The sequence below is a fragment of the Psychrobacter cibarius genome (genome assembly GCF_016107535.1).
GTDB lineage: Bacteria > Pseudomonadota > Gammaproteobacteria > Pseudomonadales > Moraxellaceae > Psychrobacter > Psychrobacter cibarius.
This window is the reverse complement of record NZ_JABASQ010000035.1, coordinates 1-18286: the sequence shown is the minus strand read 5'-3', so window position 1 is coordinate 18286 and position 18286 is coordinate 1. Positions and strand designations below refer to the sequence as shown.

Annotated in this window: 18 protein-coding genes; 11 read left to right on the top strand and 7 right to left on the bottom strand. The window is 42.1% G+C overall.

Going from position 1 to position 18286, the window contains the following annotated elements:
- The 5 genes from JFC08_RS12990 to JFC08_RS12970 form a co-directional block, all read left to right on the top strand.
- A partial coding sequence (locus JFC08_RS12990) for a copper resistance protein NlpE N-terminal domain-containing protein (RefSeq protein ID WP_227697786.1) occupies window positions 1-598 on the top strand: 598 nt, incomplete at its 5' end.
- A 550-nt stretch (window positions 599-1148) separates the two neighbouring features.
- Window positions 1149-2672: a Mur ligase family protein gene (locus tag JFC08_RS12985; protein WP_198331007.1), complete on the top strand. Its 1524-nt coding sequence runs from the start codon at window positions 1149-1151 to the stop codon at window positions 2670-2672.
- A 397-nt stretch (window positions 2673-3069) separates the two neighbouring features.
- Window positions 3070-3324 carry a GlsB/YeaQ/YmgE family stress response membrane protein gene (locus JFC08_RS12980; RefSeq protein ID WP_055125583.1) on the top strand — a complete coding sequence of 85 codons (255 nt, stop codon included), beginning with the start codon at window positions 3070-3072 and terminating at the stop codon, window positions 3322-3324.
- A gap of 314 nt (window positions 3325-3638) precedes the next feature.
- Window positions 3639-4193, top strand: a complete 555-nt coding sequence (gene def / locus JFC08_RS12975) for a peptide deformylase (protein WP_045442956.1) — start codon at window positions 3639-3641, stop codon at window positions 4191-4193.
- A gap of 164 nt (window positions 4194-4357) precedes the next feature.
- Entirely contained in the window at window positions 4358-5533 is a 1176-nt protein-coding gene (locus JFC08_RS12970; protein ID WP_198331010.1) for a type III PLP-dependent enzyme, read from the top strand.
- Between the two features lie 92 nt (window positions 5534-5625).
- Here JFC08_RS12970 and JFC08_RS12965 read toward each other — a convergent pair whose 3' ends face one another.
- The 5 genes from JFC08_RS12965 to dnaJ form a co-directional block, all read right to left on the bottom strand.
- A complete protein-coding gene (locus JFC08_RS12965) occupies window positions 5626-6477 on the bottom strand; it encodes a hypothetical protein (RefSeq protein WP_198331006.1) in 852 nt (283 codons plus the stop codon).
- Window positions 6461-6958 carry a PIN domain-containing protein gene (locus tag JFC08_RS12960; protein ID WP_198331005.1) on the bottom strand — a complete coding sequence of 166 codons (498 nt, stop codon included), beginning with the start codon at window positions 6956-6958 and terminating at the stop codon, window positions 6461-6463. Before JFC08_RS12960 ends, JFC08_RS12965 begins: the two co-directional genes overlap by 17 nt.
- A complete protein-coding gene (locus tag JFC08_RS12955; protein ID WP_198331004.1) occupies window positions 6959-8293 on the bottom strand; it encodes an AAA family ATPase in 1335 nt (444 codons plus the stop codon). It lies immediately after the preceding gene.
- Window positions 8294-8331: 38 nt separating this feature from the next.
- Window positions 8332-9180, bottom strand: coding sequence for a 4-hydroxy-tetrahydrodipicolinate reductase (dapB, locus tag JFC08_RS12950; RefSeq protein ID WP_198331003.1), 849 nt, complete (start codon window positions 9178-9180; stop codon window positions 8332-8334).
- A gap of 182 nt (window positions 9181-9362) precedes the next feature.
- The gene (gene dnaJ, locus JFC08_RS12945) at window positions 9363-10499 is read right to left on the bottom strand and encodes a molecular chaperone DnaJ (protein WP_087814909.1); all 1137 of its coding nucleotides are present in this window, start codon (window positions 10497-10499) and stop codon (window positions 9363-9365) included.
- Window positions 10500-10800: 301 nt separating this feature from the next.
- Here dnaJ and JFC08_RS12940 point away from each other — a divergent pair, with 301 nt between their 5' ends.
- Entirely contained in the window at window positions 10801-11595 is a 795-nt protein-coding gene (locus JFC08_RS12940; protein WP_227697785.1) for a DUF2939 domain-containing protein, read from the top strand.
- Window positions 11596-11732: 137 nt separating this feature from the next.
- Here JFC08_RS12940 and JFC08_RS12935 read toward each other — a convergent pair whose 3' ends face one another.
- Complete coding sequence (locus tag JFC08_RS12935; RefSeq protein WP_198331002.1) at window positions 11733-12797, bottom strand: disulfide isomerase DsbC N-terminal domain-containing protein; 1065 nt, start codon at window positions 12795-12797, stop codon at window positions 11733-11735.
- Window positions 12798-13249: 452 nt separating this feature from the next.
- Window positions 13250-13954: a pseudouridine synthase gene (locus tag JFC08_RS12930; protein ID WP_045442943.1), complete on the bottom strand. Its 705-nt coding sequence runs from the start codon at window positions 13952-13954 to the stop codon at window positions 13250-13252.
- A 196-nt stretch (window positions 13955-14150) separates the two neighbouring features.
- Here JFC08_RS12930 and JFC08_RS12925 point away from each other — a divergent pair, with 196 nt between their 5' ends.
- The 5 genes from JFC08_RS12925 to JFC08_RS12905 all read left to right on the top strand — a co-directional run bounded on the left by JFC08_RS12925 (window position 14151) and on the right by JFC08_RS12905 (window position 18087).
- On the top strand, window positions 14151-14762 hold the full coding sequence (locus JFC08_RS12925) for a YigZ family protein (protein WP_198331001.1): 612 nt from the start codon (window positions 14151-14153) through the stop codon (window positions 14760-14762).
- Window positions 14763-14875: 113 nt separating this feature from the next.
- On the top strand, window positions 14876-15940 hold the full coding sequence (locus tag JFC08_RS12920; RefSeq protein ID WP_198331000.1) for a YheT family hydrolase: 1065 nt from the start codon (window positions 14876-14878) through the stop codon (window positions 15938-15940).
- 44 nt (window positions 15941-15984) lie between these two features.
- Window positions 15985-16527 carry an acyl-CoA thioesterase gene (locus tag JFC08_RS12915; RefSeq protein WP_198330999.1) on the top strand — a complete coding sequence of 181 codons (543 nt, stop codon included), beginning with the start codon at window positions 15985-15987 and terminating at the stop codon, window positions 16525-16527.
- Between the two features lie 183 nt (window positions 16528-16710).
- On the top strand, window positions 16711-17088 hold the full coding sequence (locus tag JFC08_RS12910; protein ID WP_198330998.1) for a DsrE family protein: 378 nt from the start codon (window positions 16711-16713) through the stop codon (window positions 17086-17088).
- A gap of 237 nt (window positions 17089-17325) precedes the next feature.
- Window positions 17326-18087: a hypothetical protein gene (locus tag JFC08_RS12905; protein WP_198330997.1), complete on the top strand. Its 762-nt coding sequence runs from the start codon at window positions 17326-17328 to the stop codon at window positions 18085-18087.
- Window positions 18088-18286: the final 199 nt, after the last annotated feature.

The following is an 18286-nucleotide window of genomic DNA, read 5'->3' as shown; positions in this document are numbered from 1 at the left end:
GATTAATACGCTTAGTTTACCAAGTTTAGTTGTACGGTTTCTTCAGCATAGCTCAGGCTGTGATAGTACCTCGTCTAGCGGCGATAAAGGTATGACGACTAAGGTCGCCCCTATCGATCATGTAGAAGAGAACAGCGCACAAGCAAGCGCAGAGAACTTGTTAGAGACCAATCTATTAAATGCGGGTAGTGAGCTAGATAAAGTGTCAGAAGGACAATCGCTGATCGCGGCTGCCCAATCGAGTAACGGTGCATATCCCCATCAATCACTGACACGCTCAGAGCCGCGTAATGGCACGTTACAAGCCACGTTAATGGGCGATTATGGTGGCATGGTACCCTGTAAATCTTGTGATAGCACTGATATTACATTGAATTTATTCGCTGATGGTTCAGTGCTAAAAACCAGTATAGATAACAATCCCGAAATGCCGAATGCACCCCTGTTTGAGCCTGGTGTTTATCGTCAAGACAATGATATGATTACGATTGTCTATGAAGACAAAAACATTGAAGCGTATCATATTCAAGACAATCATCTTGTCTTAATGGATGAACATAAAAAACCTAACAATGACTATACCTTGTCGCGCAAATAATAAAATAGCGGCATAAACATTTAGAGGCTCTAAATTTTAGGTGCTCTGAATATAGTTAGGTGCTCTGAATATAGTGATGCTCAATGAGCCAAACCATCCTTTTAATAACGCCTACTTGTTGGGCGTTTTTTATTGGTCATCATGCGGTGTTTACTTTACAATAAGTGCTTGTTTTCGACGCTGCTATTTGGCGAACCTATGCTGTTTTTGTGACAGAATATAGGATCGAAGCAATATAAAATAGAGATAAGGCAAGCGGGCGTCAATATAGTCGATTCAATATAAAAATAGTACAAGGCAACCGAGTGTAGATGTATATTAAATACTTCAAGCGAGGTTAACGCTGTAATAATTTTATAGTGGAATGACTATAGGACGTTTGGTACATGAAGCACGGTTAACGCTGTCACCATTTATGATATTTTAATTATAGCCAAGACTGATGATCATTAGGTTGAGCGTATCCTAGAATACACCACGGTTAATATCGGTAACTTTTGGGATAATGCTCCATTTTTATTCTTTTAATTTAAGCTCGTACGGAACGTCTATGCATATTCATATTCTTGGTATTTGTGGTACTTTTATGGGCTCACTGGCATTGCTGGCACGCGAGCTTGGGCATACGGTCACGGGCTCAGATGCCAACGTTTATCCGCCGATGTCCACCCAACTGGAAAACGCAGGCGTGACCATTGAGCAAGGCTATCTGGTAGAGCATTTACAACCAGCACCAGATTTAGTCGTCGTTGGTAATGCCATGAAGCGCGGTATGGATGTCATCGAATATATGCTGGACACAGGTCTACGCTATACCTCAGGACCACAGTTTTTATCTGAGCAGGTATTACAATCGCGTCATGTGATAGCCGTTGCCGGTACTCACGGTAAAACCACGACGACGACTATGCTCGCTTGGATATTGCACTATGCGGATATCGACACTGGGTTTTTAATCGGCGGTGTGCCACTGGTTGATACCACTGACGAGCATTTACAGCACGTCTTCGCTCACAGCAGTTATTTGGGTGCGGATAAAATTGATAATGACGATTCGGTAAATACTGGCTATTTCGTTATCGAAGCGGATGAATACGATTCTGCATTTTTTGATAAGCGTTCAAAGTTCGTGCACTACCGTCCGCGTACGGCTATTTTAAACAACCTAGAATTTGATCATGCGGATATTTTTGCGGATCTTGAGGCCATTCAGACCCAATTCCATCATATGGTGCGCATGATTCCAAGTACGGGCAAAATCATTATGCCCACAGCGACTGCCAGCTTAGAGGAGACGTTAGCGAAAGGGGTTTGGACACCCGTTTGGCGGACAGCCGTATTGGATTCAGCGGCACATAATACCTATGCAGCAGATAATACCCATGCAACAGATAAGCATGTAAAAGATAGTAGTGATTGGCAAGCTGAACTTATTAGCGAAGATGGTGGTCAATTTGCGGTTAGTTTTACGGCTAATGTTGCTGATGAAGAAGCCACAGGAGTCGTCGACTGGTCGATGAGCGGCATGCATAATGTGAATAATGCCTTGGTTGCTGTAGCAGCAGCTTATAACATCGGCATCAGTGTAAAAACTGCGTGCGCGGCGTTATCAGCATTTGCTGGTATCAAGCGTCGGATGGAGCTGATTGGCGATGTCAATGATATCTTAGTCTTTGATGATTTTGCCCATCATCCTACAGCCATTACTACTACTTTAGATGGTGCCAAGAAGAAACTGGCGGACAGACGCATTTGGGCTATTATTGAACCACGTAGTAACACCATGAAAATGGGTATCCATCAAGACAGCTTGGCTGAGTCTGCTGCTCTCGCCGATCATACCTTATGGTATGAGCCGACAGGACTGGAGTGGGGTTTAAAAGAAGTCATTGAAAATGCCAATAGCGCAAATCCTAACATGGGCAACCAACAGGTGCTCTCTAGTATCGATGCTATCATCGAGCATATCGACATACACGCAAAAGCGGGTGACGCCATTGTGATTATGTCGAATGGCGGTTTTGAAGGTATTCATCAACGTTTACTAACTGCGCTACGTAATAAAGCCACTTAATAAAGCCACTTAATAAAGCTACGCAACAAACAATCTAGCTGGTTTAGTTCTGGTGTCAAATAAGAGCGTTGCTTATTATAAATGAGCAACGTTTTTTTATGATCAACTTTTTCTGATTAATTGCGATTACTATTGGAACGTCGGTATTAGAGAGTATCAGTATTAGGGAGCGTCGATATCCAAAAATGCCTTAATATATAAATGGCGTTTTCGACTTCACTACCTTTGTAACCTTTCATTTACCTATTCTACCTGCATATTAGCAAATCTACGATTTTCCTCACATAGCTCATACACTGGTAACATTTCGCGCTTACCTTTACGTCTATACAGTGCTTACAATGAGCTTATCAAAATTGATTAACTATTATAAATGATAATAAATTAGGAGAATAATATGAGCTTTATTTGGATGATTATTGTAGGTCTGGTTGCAGGTTTATTGGCACGAGCTATCAAGCCAGGTAGCGACCCGATGGGCTGGATAATGACGATTGTATTGGGTATCGTCGGTGCTTTATTAGGTGGCTTCTTAGCTGGTCTTATCGGTATCAATGCTGATGGTGGATTTACTGGTTTGATATTCTCAGTAATCGGTGCGATCATCCTGTTATTTATCTATGAGATGATTATGAGCAAACGTGGCGTATAACTTGGCACTTTTTCTCAGATGTTTTGGTTGCACAAAGTTACTTTAATGACTTAGAAATGACTTGATTTACTAAACTCAATTTACTAAAAAGCAACTCTATTTATGCAAGTCAGATTACATCTAATCTGGCTTATATAAATCAAAAAGCCTTGCGAATTGCAGGGCTTTTTTATGCCTATAATAAAAGCGACCTCCCTCGTTTTTTACAATGATAAAAAGCAATAATTGTGCGAAAGTATTGATAAGCATTACTTTTGTCCCCATTTATCCTATAATATCAACCCTATTTTATCCCTATCATTGAGGTGAGCGTTATGGCTTTACTCCCTATTTTAAATTACCCAGACCCGCGCCTGCGCACTATTGCTACGCCTGTTAAGGAAGTGACTGCTGAAATCAAAACCTTAATCGCTGATATGATTGAGACGATGTATGAGGCACAAGGTATCGGTTTGGCGGCAAGCCAAGTGGATCGCCATATTCAGCTCATCGTCATGGATCTGTCTGAAGATAAAAATAGCCCTAGAGTTTTTATCAACCCAAAGGTGACACCATTGGTAGAAGAGAAACAGCCTTATGAAGAAGGTTGTTTGTCTGTACCTGAGGTCTATGATAGTGTTGAGCGCCCGAACAAAGTGCGTATTGAAGCCTTAGATGAGAATGGTCAAAAAATCGATGAAGAAGTAGAAGGCTTACTCGCGGTATGTATCCAACATGAAATGGATCATTTAAATGGGGTCATATTCGTCGATTATTTATCACGTCTCAAGCAAACTCGTGCTCGCGATAAAGTGCGTAAAATCGTTAAAATACGCGAAAAACAAGGCGAACAAATGGCGGATAAACAGCCGCAGCCCAGCCATTCTTAGTCCATTCATCATCTAAGCTATTTTTACGTCATTTAATCAGTATGAACACAAGGTTTTTTGACTTGTAGAATGCGTGATGATGATAACGTGAAATGACAATGACGTGATGCAAGCATTTACTCTTTAACACCTACTGTCTTTATTAAAGGTTTCCTACCATGACCATGATCAAAATTGACCAATATTTTGACCCTGCCGGCTGGCAGAAATTCACTCAAGCTGCTGAAGGTCGCGAGACGCCATTTTTGGTCGTGGACCTTAGCCGTATCAAAACCAAATATCATGAAATGGTTGGGTTTTTTCCCAATGCTAAAATCCATTATGCAATGAAAGCCAGTCCTGCTGTCGAAGTGATTAACTTGCTTGCTGATCTTGGTTCGAACTTTGATTGCGCCTCCATCTATGAGCTTGATCGCGTACTAGACTGCGGCGTTGAGCCATCGCGTATCTCTTATGGCAATACCATTAAAAAAGCGGAGCATGTCAAATATGCCTTTGAAAAAGGTATTGACTTGTATGCGACTGACTCAGAAGCGGATCTAAAAAATATTGCCAAGCACGCCCCTGGTTCAAAAATCTTTGTGCGTATCTTAGTACAAGGCTCTGAGACCGCTGAATGGCCATTGTCTCGTAAGTTTGGTTGTCATCCCAATATGGCGATTGAGCTGTTGATTCAAGCTCGTGATTTGGGTCTGGTGCCTTATGGCATCTCATTCCACGTCGGTAGTCAGCAAAAAGACGTTGCCGCTTGGGATGATGCGCTAGCCAAGGTCAAATACATGTTTGACTGGATGAAAAACGAAGAAGATATTAAGCTACAAATGATCAATTTGGGTGGCGGATTTCCAGCCAACTATATCAGTGAAGTGAACCCTATAAAAGTCTACGCTGAAGAGATCACTCGTTATTTGACAGACGACTATAATGAGGAAGATATGCCTGAGATTATCCTTGAGCCAGGTCGTTCATTGGTTGGTGGATCGGGCGTATTGGTCAGTGATGTGGTGCTTATCTCGCGTAAGTCGCACACGGATTTAACGCGTTGGGTCTATACCGATGTAGGCTTATTCCAAGGCTTAATCGAGACATTGGGAGAGGCCATCAAGTATCCTGTGTACACGCCTAGGATGGAAACATCAACCAGCAAAGGCACTGTGGTACTGGCTGGTCCTACTTGTGATTCGACCGATATCATGTATGAAGAAGCGGGCTATCAATTACCAGAGGAGCTGGAGATTGGTGATAAAATATTTTGGTTGACCACGGGTGCTTATACTAACTCGTATTCATCTATTGAGTTCAATGGTTTTCCACCGTTGGAAGTGATCTACGTTGACTAATCTGCAATAGATTATTGTCGATAAAAAGCGCGATACTGCTCATTACAGTATCGCGCTTTTTTATACCAAAGATAGTAGTAATCGATGCAAGGCTACTGCACCATTATCCAAATTGGTGTGTTTTTAGTGCTATCAATGGCACGATTGCTACCATCACTTGCGCGTTGATTTTGGCTATTTTGAGAGATTTGTCCGATAGTTACCCATTGACCACGTGGGATAATAATGGTCGTGTCTAATCGTTGACCTTGAATGGCATGATTACTATTTTTCTGAGAAGACGAATAAGAGCGTGCGAGTGTTTCTTCAACTTGTGACAATGTTACTTCGACTTGACCAGTCGATAATAATCTTGGCGTAACCGTGATGCCTTGCGTCGTTGGTAGCAATACCTGCTGCTGAATGACAATCTGTACTGAGGGACTTTTATAATTTGTATAACTATTTACATCGTAGGTTTGATTCAGCGCATAAAGCGTCCCTGTACTGATGCTGGCGGCACTACCTGACAAGGTTTGTACTTGGTATAAATTATTTGTTTGCTGTTGGCTATTGCTCTGATGAATAATCCCTGACCCTTGAATACCACGATTGCTAATAATGACCTGCCCTTGCTGAATATTACCTTGGACGCTGCTATTGTTGCCAACACGCACAGCGACCGTCAATGCCTGTGGCTGACCGTCAATCTGAGTCAATAACTGCTGTACCGCCTGATAGTTAGCGGCTGTCGTATGCAACACTAACTTGTCTTGATAGGTAGTAACTGTACCGCCGTCACGACTGGTATTTAGCTGCTGACGAACAGCAGGTAATAATGCATCACCGCCATAAGTGTCGATGACGTAGGTTTGAAAAGTTGCAGCTTGTGCTGAGATATTGAGCGTTGAGAACACAATAACGCTTAGTAGAACTACTTTTATTGCTTTAGTAGGAGTGACCATAATGTATTAAGTCCGAATCAAGTGACCAAATAAATACGTTTACGTGTTTACGTTTATTTGCTTTGTTCTTGGCCTGAATATCTTCATACTCTTTGATAATAGACAAGTCTGTCAAACTCATACCTTCATTGGGTTTGTCGGGCGTTTTATTCTGTCCAGCTTTATCAATAAACTCATTAATCCAATTACGCCATTCTAACTTTAGGTCAAAATTGCTAATCTCAAATGGCGAGCTACCATCAAACGTTTTTTGCATCATATCAACGAACTGTTTAGCAATTTCTCGGCGTGTATCTCCATTGCCATTTTGGCTGATATGATTACCGACTTCTACTGCCACTACTAAAGGAATAATAAATCGACAGTTCGATTCAGCATAGGTTTCAAACTCATCTATAACTTTAACTCTATTCTGATTTTTATTAGGAACATTCAATATATTCAATATTATGCTGGTATCTAATATACAAATATCTGCCATCTAATCAGCCCCCTGTAGCTGATTTAGCCAGTCCAATGCTTGTTTTTTACGCTGCTCTGATGTGATTGGATGTTTTACAAAGCGCTCGACAATACCTTGAGTAACTAAGTCGCCAAGCGTTCCTTGAGCGACTAAGCCAAGATAATCATCTAAGTCTCCTAAGCGCATCAACTTGCTATCACCTTCTTGCGGGTCTCTATAGCAAAATACAACATCTGCGAGGGCTTCATCTGGTAGGGCATCCATTAGCGCAGGATTATGCGTCGATAGTAACAAATTAAGTTTACGTTCTTCGGCATACTGACGCAGTAAGCTTAAAATAATATGCGCTCGTGTGGGATGAATACTATTATCAATCTCTTCAATGACTACTGTTGAACCTTCTGGCACAGAAAGGAGGGCAGCTGCAATGCCCAATACTTTTAACGTACCGTCTGATAGTAAATCCATTGTACGTTCAACAGAAGTACTCCCAAAGCTTTCAACTAGAGCAAACTCAATACGATCACGATGATCTTTGTAAAATTTAATATCTAGAATATCTTGTTCTGGTAAGCTTTTAACTAATAACAATAACTTAGATTTGTTCTTTGCTTCTTCGCAGATATTATATAAAACTCCAGCGATATTAGAGCCATCTGGTCTTAAAATGTTATCTGAAATACTATCAATACGCATGTTATTTGGTACAAAATCAAAGAAAAAAGATTGCTGTAAAAACTTGCGAATAACATTAAAATTAGTCCAAGGCTTTTTCTTCTTCATGGTTATGAATGTATCAATCATAAGAAATGCAGATATGTCGCTATTATTAGTTTTGTAAAAAGTAACTTTATCATCTGTCTGAGAATTTATAAAACCATCAAGGCCAGTATTACCTTTTGCAAATTCATCTATTTTTTTTATTAAATCTATATTATGAAGCTCTGAAAGTTGCGAAAAATAAGGAGGCTTCAAATTTTGTAATATAACAACTCTATTTTCTTGTAAATGTATAATCTCGCTCCTAAGTTCGATACTGTTTGAGCTTACTTCAAAAATGCCTTCATATTCAAAACCTGCTTCAAATTTAAATAGTAGTGCGAATTGTTCTGTTGAGTTGAACGACAAGTCTCTAATACTACCCCGAACGACTTTATCACTATCGTTAACCCTATTTTTGAGCGTAGATAAGCGCTCACCACCAGCCACCCAACTTAAAAAACGAAACGCTTCAATAGCATTGCTTTTACCTGACGCGTTCGCCCCTATCAGTAAAGTCAAAGGTGACAGCGGTAAGGTGGCTTCTTTATAGCTCTTAAAGTTTTTAATAGTGATACTAGCGTTATCTGTCATTGCCATCTCGCTTATAAGTAGATTATCTAAATCTTGCCTTACTCATTCAAACCCAACACGTCCTGCATATTATATTGCCCGACCTCTTGTTTGATAACCCAAGTCGCGGCACGTACGGCACCCGCGGCAAAAGTCATACGCGCGCGGGCACGATGGGTAATTTCAACCACCTCACCATCGGCAATAAACATCACGGTATGATCGCCAATGATTTCACCGCCGCGAATAGCATGAATACCAATAGTACCTGCTTTGCGTTCGCCCGTTTGTCCTTCGCGGCCATAAACAGCGACGTCTTTTAGATTCTGTCCACGAGCTTCTGCCACGGCTTCTGCCATCATATATGCTGTGCCTGATGGCGCATCGATTTTATGCTTATGGTGTGCTTCGATGACTTCTACATCGGCATCCTCGCCAAATGCCTTCGCGGCCATGCTGAGCAACTTTAATGACAGATTAACACCTGTTGAATAGTTACCAGCATAGACAATCGCAATTTTCTCGCTGGCTTTTGCCAATACTTGCTCTTGCTGCTCATTGAATCCTGTCGTCCCAATAACCATCGCGACATTGTTTACCGCGCAAATCTGCATATTTTGTTCAGTGGCATCAGGCAAGCTAAAGTCAATGAGTACATCGATGTCATTAATGACAACTTTTAAATCATCGACAATCTGTACCTCTAAGCGACCGATAGCGGCGACTTCGCCAGCATCTGCACCAACAAGGCTTGAACCTTGACGTTCTATCGCGGCATTTAATATCGTTTGCGAGTTGTCTTGTACTGCCTCTATTAGCATACGCCCCATACGACCACCAGCACCAATAACCCCGACTTTGATGGCTTGTTTATTTGTATTTTCTTGCGCTGTTATCTGTTGGCTCATATTTTTATCCTAAAAGCTCTATATTAATAAGAAAGGTTTTAAATGTTATGATGCTAAGTTTAGCAAATATCACCACCTGAATGGTTTTTTATAGCGTCAATAAAAACCCCCAGTGTTTCACATGAAACACTGGGGGTTTTGTATCTAGTTATTTAACCAAACGAGTGATTGAAACAACTCAATTAATCAAATAAGTCGCCAATCTTTTTAAAGAATGACTTCTTATGTGGCGACTGCTGATGCTTGCTATCACCGTCAAGCGTATCTTGGAACTGGCGCAACAGGTCTTTTTGCTCGCGAGTTAAGTTCACTGGGGTTTCGATAACCACACGGCAAATCAAATCACCTTTCATGGTGGTGCGTACTGGCGTCACGCCTTTACCGCGTACACGTAGCAACTTACCACTTTGCGTGCCTTCTGCAACCTTGATTTTTACTTTACCATCTAAGGTTGGAATTTCGACCTCTTTACCCAGTGCTGCATCGGTGATGCTCACAGGTACGTCCATATAGAGATCAGCCCCTTGACGGGTAAAGACATTATGCGGTTTTACGCGTACTTCAACGTATAAATCGCCGTTTTGGACGCCCGCGCCGCCTGCTTCACCTTCGCCTGCTAAACGGACGCGATCACCATCATCAACACCCGCTGGGATAGACACTTCTAGCGTACGTGATTTGTCTTTAACGCCATTACCGTGACAGTCAGAGCACGGGTTTTTGATTTGTTTACCAGTGCCGCCGCAATGTGGGCAGGCCTGCTGCACGGCAAAAAATCCTTGCTGCATACGCACTTGACCTTGTCCATGACAGGTCTGACAAGTTACGATATCAGAGGCATTTTTTGCCCCTTTACCATCGCACGTGTCGCAAGGCGCAGGCGCAGTAAAACTGATTTCTTTTTTACAGCCACGTACCGCTTCTTCTAAAGTCAGCTCGATCACATAACGCAAATCAGAACCACGGCGCGAACGTCCGCCGCCACCACCACGCTGCTGACCGAAGATATCGCCGAAGTTGCCGAAAATATCACCGAAGATATCTTGGAAGTTGCCACCACCTGCACCGCCAAAGCCACCGCCGCCCATGCCATTTTCGAAGGCTGAATGACCCATGCGATCGTAAGCAGAGCGCTTCTCTTCGCTGCTTAGTACTTCATAAGCCATCGATGCTTCTTTGAATTTATCCTCAGCATCTGGATCATCAGAGTTACGGTCAGGGTGATATTTCATAGCCAGCTTGCGGTAAGCTCGCTTAATTTCTTTGCTTTCAGCGGTCTTGCTCACACCTAATACTTCATAAAAATCGCGCTTACTCATGGGCTCTCCTATCGTCTTTACAGTCCACCGGACAGTCGATTCAGTAGTTCTAGTCAACCACCACCTTAATACGACTCACTATGGCACTCAAAGGTTTCACATGAAACATCATAAATAGTGAGAGAAAAGAGGTGATACTGCTATGAATCTTACAAGCGAATACGGCGGGATGCTGCTTAGCCAAATCAATTATTAAAAGTTTGCGCTATTTATGGAGATGCTATGGTGATTTATCAAGCGCTTAGGCAGGGAAAGTATCCACTATAGTGCGCTTGGCCATACAAAAAGGTTTTATTAAGGAATGAACAAAGGTTTTCATACCTTAGAAAGGCTCAGCCATGCTAATATTTATCGCTATATTTTTGGGGTTTTAGATTTATACTTACCAGTATTAAATCTGCCTATCATTACGTTTTTGTTTTGCGATAAGGGTTTGATTTTTATGAAGAAGCTGATTATTTTATTAATCGTCATTGCCGTCGCTGTCTATGCAGGCTCGCCCTATTACAGCGCTTATCAGCTTAAAAATGCCTACGATGCCAAAGACGGCGCGACCATCGCAGCAGCGATCGACTATGAGCAAGTGCGACCTAGCATCCAAAACCAACTAACCAGTCAGTTTACGGCGACTATGGCCAATTATCCATTGGTCGCTGAGTTGGGCGGCGAGCCATTGACCCAAGCCGCTAATAGTTTTATCACGCAGGCGGTGAATGGTGCTATCACGCCACAAAATATCGAAAAAGTCATCAATACCCAAGGTCAGGCCAATACCGCGACAAAAGAGCTGGCCGCTGCATGGGCAATCGCCAGTAATCAGGTCGATCTCAAAAATTTGATTCAAAATCTTATCATCCAGCGCGGTGATGTGGATGCAGTGGTCAAAAGCCAAATGCAGCAAATCATGGAAAAACAATCCGCTGAACTGGAGCAACAGGTAGCGCAAGGGTCGGACAGTGACAAGCCAACATTGGGCTATTGTGGTATTAATTGCTTCACTATTAGCGGTCAGGTGAAAGGTTATCCGCTCACCATCGAGATGCAGCGTAACGGCTTAATTGATTGGAAAATCGTTGATATCGTGTTGCCACAATAGACTTGCTATCCCTAACGCTTAGAGGTAATAAAAAACCACCCCATAAATTACTTATGTAGCGGTTTTTTTATCAATCTTAAGGAATATCATCTTTTAACACATTTTTTATTCATAACTTTATTAAACATCTGTGTGAGCTACTGTACGCCCAAAAATTCTAAAAACTCAGGAATCTCAAAGCTCGCTTGAAACAGCACGCCATCTTCACGGTAGATAGCAGGCGTTGCCATCACCGCAAGCCCTGCTGCTTTTTCACGATTGGGCGTCACATGATCGGCTGTACAACTTGCTGGTGCAGGTGTCATCTCACCCTGCAACATTGCTTTATCAAAAGCTTTACGGCGGCTGTCCTCGTCACCTTGGCACCAAATCCCACGCATTTGCTCATGGGACTGCTCGTATATCGGATAACCAATGGTTTTGACCGTCACACCTTTGGCATTAAGCATCGGTAGCTGTTGATGCAAGCGGCGGCAGTAAGGACAGTTAACGTCATTGGCCACATAAATAACCGCTCTCTCAGGGCCGGTCGCTGGATAATTAATCAGTTGGCTTTCATCTAAAGTTGCAAACACAGACTGATTTTTACGCTTTTCAAACTGCTCATCGAGTCCGATGAATTGACCATTTTCGATGACCGAAATCTCGCCATCAGTAATATATTGTGCATCATCCGATAGTAAAAAAGGCACGCCTTCTAATGTCGCACCCCAAATCACGCCTGGCACTGCGGTATAAAAGAAAGGCGTTTTGGCACTCATATTTTTCAGCGCATCCATATTTGCCAATATATCAGCTTTGACACTCGCACTGACAGGTTTGCCTGCCTGAGCACTGGTGCTACGCGCTGGCGTCTTAGTGACTACACGCTTGCTTGGATTCTTTTGTAACTCGCCTTGAATGACATATTTGCCATCTTCAGTGATATGCAAAGGCAACTGACCCACCAAATTGACTTGATACATATTGGGTAAGTTGGACGGCACAATAGAGCTGATTTGTGTTTTGATCCCTGCCTGAGTGAGCAATTGGCGCAATCGACTGTCAACAGACTTGCTAACAGTGCCAGCAGCTTTTGTATTTTGAGTACTCTGGCTCGCTTTTTGGTTAGTAGCCGTAGTATCACTAGACTGGGCACAAGCAGTGGTTGCCAATAACATGGCACCAATTAAACTGGCAGATTTTAATAGAGATGATTTCACAGAGACAGTCCTATCTGGTTTTAACAAAAACAGCTTTTAATAACAGCGCGTTTCAGTAACAACGATTTTTAATAACCTTTAATTTTAACAACACTCAATCTTAAGAATAGCCGTTTCTAACAATGCTCGCTTCTAACAATATTGGTTTTTAACAATAGCTACTTTTAATAAAGATAACGATATTATGTAAAAAAATAGATTAAAAAAAGATAGGCAGACTTTAGCACAAGGAATACTTTTGCAAAGGTTTAACGGCTCAATTTTGCAAAACTGCTACTGAGCTTTAAGAGATAGGCAACACAGTGTGCACACGAGACATAACAGGGTGAAAGTGATAGATAAAAACTACAGTTAAAAACCATGGTCAAACACTACGGTCAAAAAAAGCAGCACACGTGAAGTGGCTGCTGATTGTAAAGAAGTGCTTGCGAGTTCATTTCAAGATGAAAAACTTAGAACTTAGCGACTTCTTCAGGTGTTAAAAAGCGACTGTCGCCTTTCTCTAATCCTTCCAAAGTAATATGACCGACACTAGCGCGATGCAGCTCAACCACTCGATTACCAAAGTAACCCATCATCCGTTTTACCTGATGATATTTACCTTGCTCAAGGGTCAAACGTGCATGGGTCTCGTCAATGAATTCGAGAACAGCAGGTTTTGTTTCTTCGTGGTCGCCTTCTAAAAGGATGCCTTCAGCGACTTCTTTGACGGCATTGGCTTGCGCCGCTTCATCCATCGCATCGGCTAAAGTCAGCTCATAAATTTTGGCATGTTCGTGCTTAGGACTGGTGACACGGTGTAACCATTTACCATCATCACTCATCAGTAATGCACCAGTCGTATCAACATCGAGACGCCCTGCAATGCGCAAGCTACCAAGCTCTGGCACCGCAATCAGCTCAGTGACAATTGGATGCTCTTTTACTTTTAGCGTACATTCAAAGCCTTCAGGCTTATGTAATAGAATATAACGACTGCCCGCAGCGACCGATAATGGCTCGCCTGCCCAAATCACGTCGTCATTGACCACATCGACGTGGACACCGGGGTCTTTGATGACCTGATCATTTACCGTCACTTCACCAGCGTGCAGAATTTTTTTGGATTCTTTACGCGATAGCTCAGTGGCTTTACTCAAAAATTTATCTAGACGCATATATTGCCTACCATTCGTTTGATGATACCTACTTTACCGTAGCAGCTAACGACACCAGCACTCACACTGAGCTTGTCCGCTATCTTCATGGGTCAGAAGTGGTACTATAATAAAAAATTAAATGAACACTGTACCCAATGTGGACGACAGTGAAAGTTAGACAAGTTTACCATATCCAACCTAGACCTGATGAAATATGAGCTATCAAACGCTAAAACGCGCTGTCACTGCGCGCTTAGAAATTAAAAAATCCGAGTTTATTGCTTACGCTTATCCTGTAACCTCGCGTGAACAGGCAATGTTTCACGTGGAACAACTACGTGAGCAATATGCCGATGCGCGTCACCACTGCTGGGCGTATATCATTGGTGACCCCAATAATACGACCAGTGCAGGCTTTGATGATGATGGTGAACCGAATGGTACGGCAGGTCGCCCGATATTAAATGTGTTGCAGCATAAAGCGATCGGTAACGTCATTATCATCGTCGTGCGTTATTTTGGTGGTATTAAACTGGGCGCAGGCGGTCTAACACGTGCTTATGCAGGCGCAGCGCAAGCAGTAGTCGATGAAATGATATTGCTGCCTTATGTGCCGATGGCGCAAGTACAGATATTGGCAGAGTTTGCGACCGAAGCGCAGTGCCGCTATGTAGTTGACAGTTTAAATGGCAGTATCGATGATGTTGCCTATAGTAAACAAGTGACATTGACCGTAACGCTTGCTGAGGCAGATATCGACCATTTAAAAAAACGCCTTGCGATGGATGGACGGGTATTAAATGCGTCGGAAAAAGTGAATGAGTAATCATGCGTTCACTGAGCATTCACTAAATCTTATTGGTTTTGATAACTGTCATGGGTATGATAAGGCACTGATTGTTAAAGATGATTTTAACGCCCATTAAATAAGATACCTTTATGCCAACCTCAAATTCGCCAACGTCAAAACCGAGCCAACCCTTCTCTCCAGCGCCTTTTAAACCGCCCTTTTGGCTAACCAATCCGCACCTGCAAAGCATCTTGCCTAAGTTTTTTGCCCCTAAAGCGCCTACTTATCACCGTGTGGTCGAAAAAGACTCGTTGGATGAAAGTGATATTGCTTATGACTTTTATGATGCGCATCCTATCGCCACCGTAGAAAACAGCGAGCGTGAACAAACGCCATTAATCGTGCTATTCCACGGTATGGAAGGCAGTAGCGACAGCCATTATGCACGTGCTTTGGCGCATCAGATACATGCGCAAGGCTGGCACTTTGTCGTTGCGCACTTCCGCAGTTGTGGCGGTATTCCTGCAAATGGACGAGTTTTTTATAATGCCGGTGATACCGATGAGGTGCATCATGCACTGCAAAATTTAAGTCAACAGTACGCCAATATTTATGCAGCTGGGGTGTCACTGGGTGGTAACGCGTTGGCGAAATACATGGGCGAATATGGTGATAAAGCGATCTGCCAAGGCGCTGTGGTCATCTCTGCTCCCGTCGATATGTCATCGGCGGCGCTTAGTATGCACAGCTTTTTGAGTCATCGTATCTACACCCCTTATTTGCTCAACCCGATTATCAAAAAAGCCTTAGCCAATGACATCAGCAAAGAAGAGATTGACTCGATCAAAGCGGTCAATCGCATCAGTGACTTTGACGATATCTTTACCGCGCCGCGTCATGGCTATCGCTCTAACAATCACTACTATCAAGCCTCATCAGCCCTGCCTTATTTAATAAAAGTAACGAAACCTTTACTGTTAATTAGTGCCAAAGACGACCCCTTCCTTGGTTTTACCGCCACGCCAAACGATGTGTCTAACAGTGTCACTATCTTAGACACTGAGCATGGCGGGCATGTGGGCTTTATTCGTTATCGCTCTGATAAAGACAAATCGCCGCATCTTTATAAAAAATCAAGATTTGATATCAACTGGATACCTGAAACTGTCAGTGCTTATTTTAATCATATCGGTGTAGCATCTAATAAGCCCTAAAATAAGAATACTCACCTTACCTTTTACTCTTTTGAGATTGCACTATGTATCCATTTATCCGTTATGCCAGCACCATCGCCCACGCCGCGCTACAAGTCAAAAAAGGCAATACCTTAACGTTTAAAGATACGAGTGAGATTAGCTTTCGCTGTCGTCTGACAGATATTGATAATTTCTTGGAGATGAATAATGGTCGCGTACTTACCCTTTTTGATATGGGTCGTACTGACTTCGCGGTGCGCAGCGGGCTTGGTAGCCAACTGCTCAAGCAGCGTTGGGGTTTGGTCGTCGCTGGCAGCACCATCCAATACCGAAAGCGGATTCGCGCTTTTGATAAGGTCACTATGAAAACGCATATCGTCGGCTTTGATGAGCGTTGGATATACATCGAGCAGTCGATGTGGGTAAAGAGCAAACCTTGCTCCTCTGCGCTACTGCGTACGGGCGTGACTGAAAAAGGTAAGGTGATAGAAACAGCACGTGTACTAGCCTCATTGGGGCAAGCAGATTGGCAGTTGCCACCGAGTGGCTATGTGGCAGAATGGATCGTCAGTGATGCTGATCGTCCGTGGCCACCGCAAAGTTAGCATTTATTATTCAGCTTTATTCATAAGTCACAAACACCTATTCACAATCAGTTAACCTTATAACTACTATTTCCTAACAATACATTATATAAATATATATATTAAATGTTAGGATAGTAGTGAGCATCATACTCAGCTCAACTAAATACTATCTAATTAAAACAGTCTTATAAGGAGAATAATATGGCTAACACGACGGATTATGTCGGTACGTTATTTGATAATAGTGAATCAAATCCAAGCAAAATCACCTTAGCATTTACTATGGCTGGTGTGGCGCTTAAAAAAGGTCATTCTGCTTCAGTGATATTGATGGTGGATGCGGTACATTTGGCACTGCCCAACGCTTTAGATAAGGTCAATATTGGCGCACCATTTGAACCTGCGAGCGAATTGTTAGAAGCCTTTATCGAAAAAGGCGGTCAAGTACTGGTCTGCGGCGCGTGTATGAAGCACAACGGTGTGGAAGAATCAGCCATCGACAAGCGCCTTGAAGTGATCAGTGGTGATGATGTGGTTGAGCTGCTGATGAATGCAAAAGGGTCGTTGCAGTTGAATTAATCGTTTAATCTAAGCATCAAGTTGAAATAAATGGGTTGGTTTTCTTGGCTGTCTTTTTGATGGGTTGAGGGCTGACCTATTTTTTTCTTCAAAGTTTGGTTTTGAGCTTCACCACTTAATATGTATCCAAGGAGCTTATTACGACTAGAATCTATATTTACGTACTGGTCAAGGTGGAGAGTAGCAAACTAATATTTGCTGTAGTATATTTTGATTCCATTTTCTTAGGTTTTGGCAATGTCTATAATGAATAGCAAATTAGCTAACGTTTTCCTTAGTTTTCTTTTACCCGCTATGCTTTTAACAGGCTGCTCAGAGCTTACTACAAATACCAATGGATATATTACTAATGAAAATAACAAGCCTTTCTATTTGGAGTTTGATAGTAGTAAAGCAGATAGCCTTAATGTAATAAAATATAGTCAACTGACTACTGATACATTCAAACTATTTTGTGGGAGTGATGCTTTTACTACTTTACCTAATTGGTCAATATATGATGGCGAGCCTATGGAGTCGATTGCAAGTATCGATATCTCACATATATATTTAACCTTCGACGATAGAGAACGCTTACAAAGGCTACTTCTTGTGGAAACTGTCAATACTAAGGACGAACAAAAACAAGTATATGATAAAGCCAAAAAATATCTCGACCAAAACTATAATCAAACTAAATCACATCCATTACGCACACTAAACATGACTACTAATGAAGTGGTTAGAAGTGATAGAGATAACTCTTATACTGGTTGGGTCAGCTACGATGTTGTTTCTTATAAGACTAAAAATGGTTATATTAGTATAAATAAAGGTTCGGTAGGAGCTGTGGTACCTCCTTCAAATATACAACCAAGTACAAATGGACTATACAAAGAATATATTAATCTTGGAAAAGAGCTACCTAAGTGGGAAAACGATGATTCAGAGCTTTTAGATGTAAAAGTTAGATATTTTTCAAATTCGTTTTCAGATATGTATGACAAAAAATGTAGTTGATCCACTTAGCTACAAAGCCGTAGTCAAAACTCACCCTTCCTATTCAGTAACTAAATAAACACTATCCAGCATACTCTTTGTCCTGTTCTGTTAAAGTAAGTTAGATAAAAAACCTAATAAAACAAAAGGGACGCCAGTCATGACTGAGCTATGCTGAAGAAACCGTACAACTAAACTTGGTAAACTAAGCGTATTAATC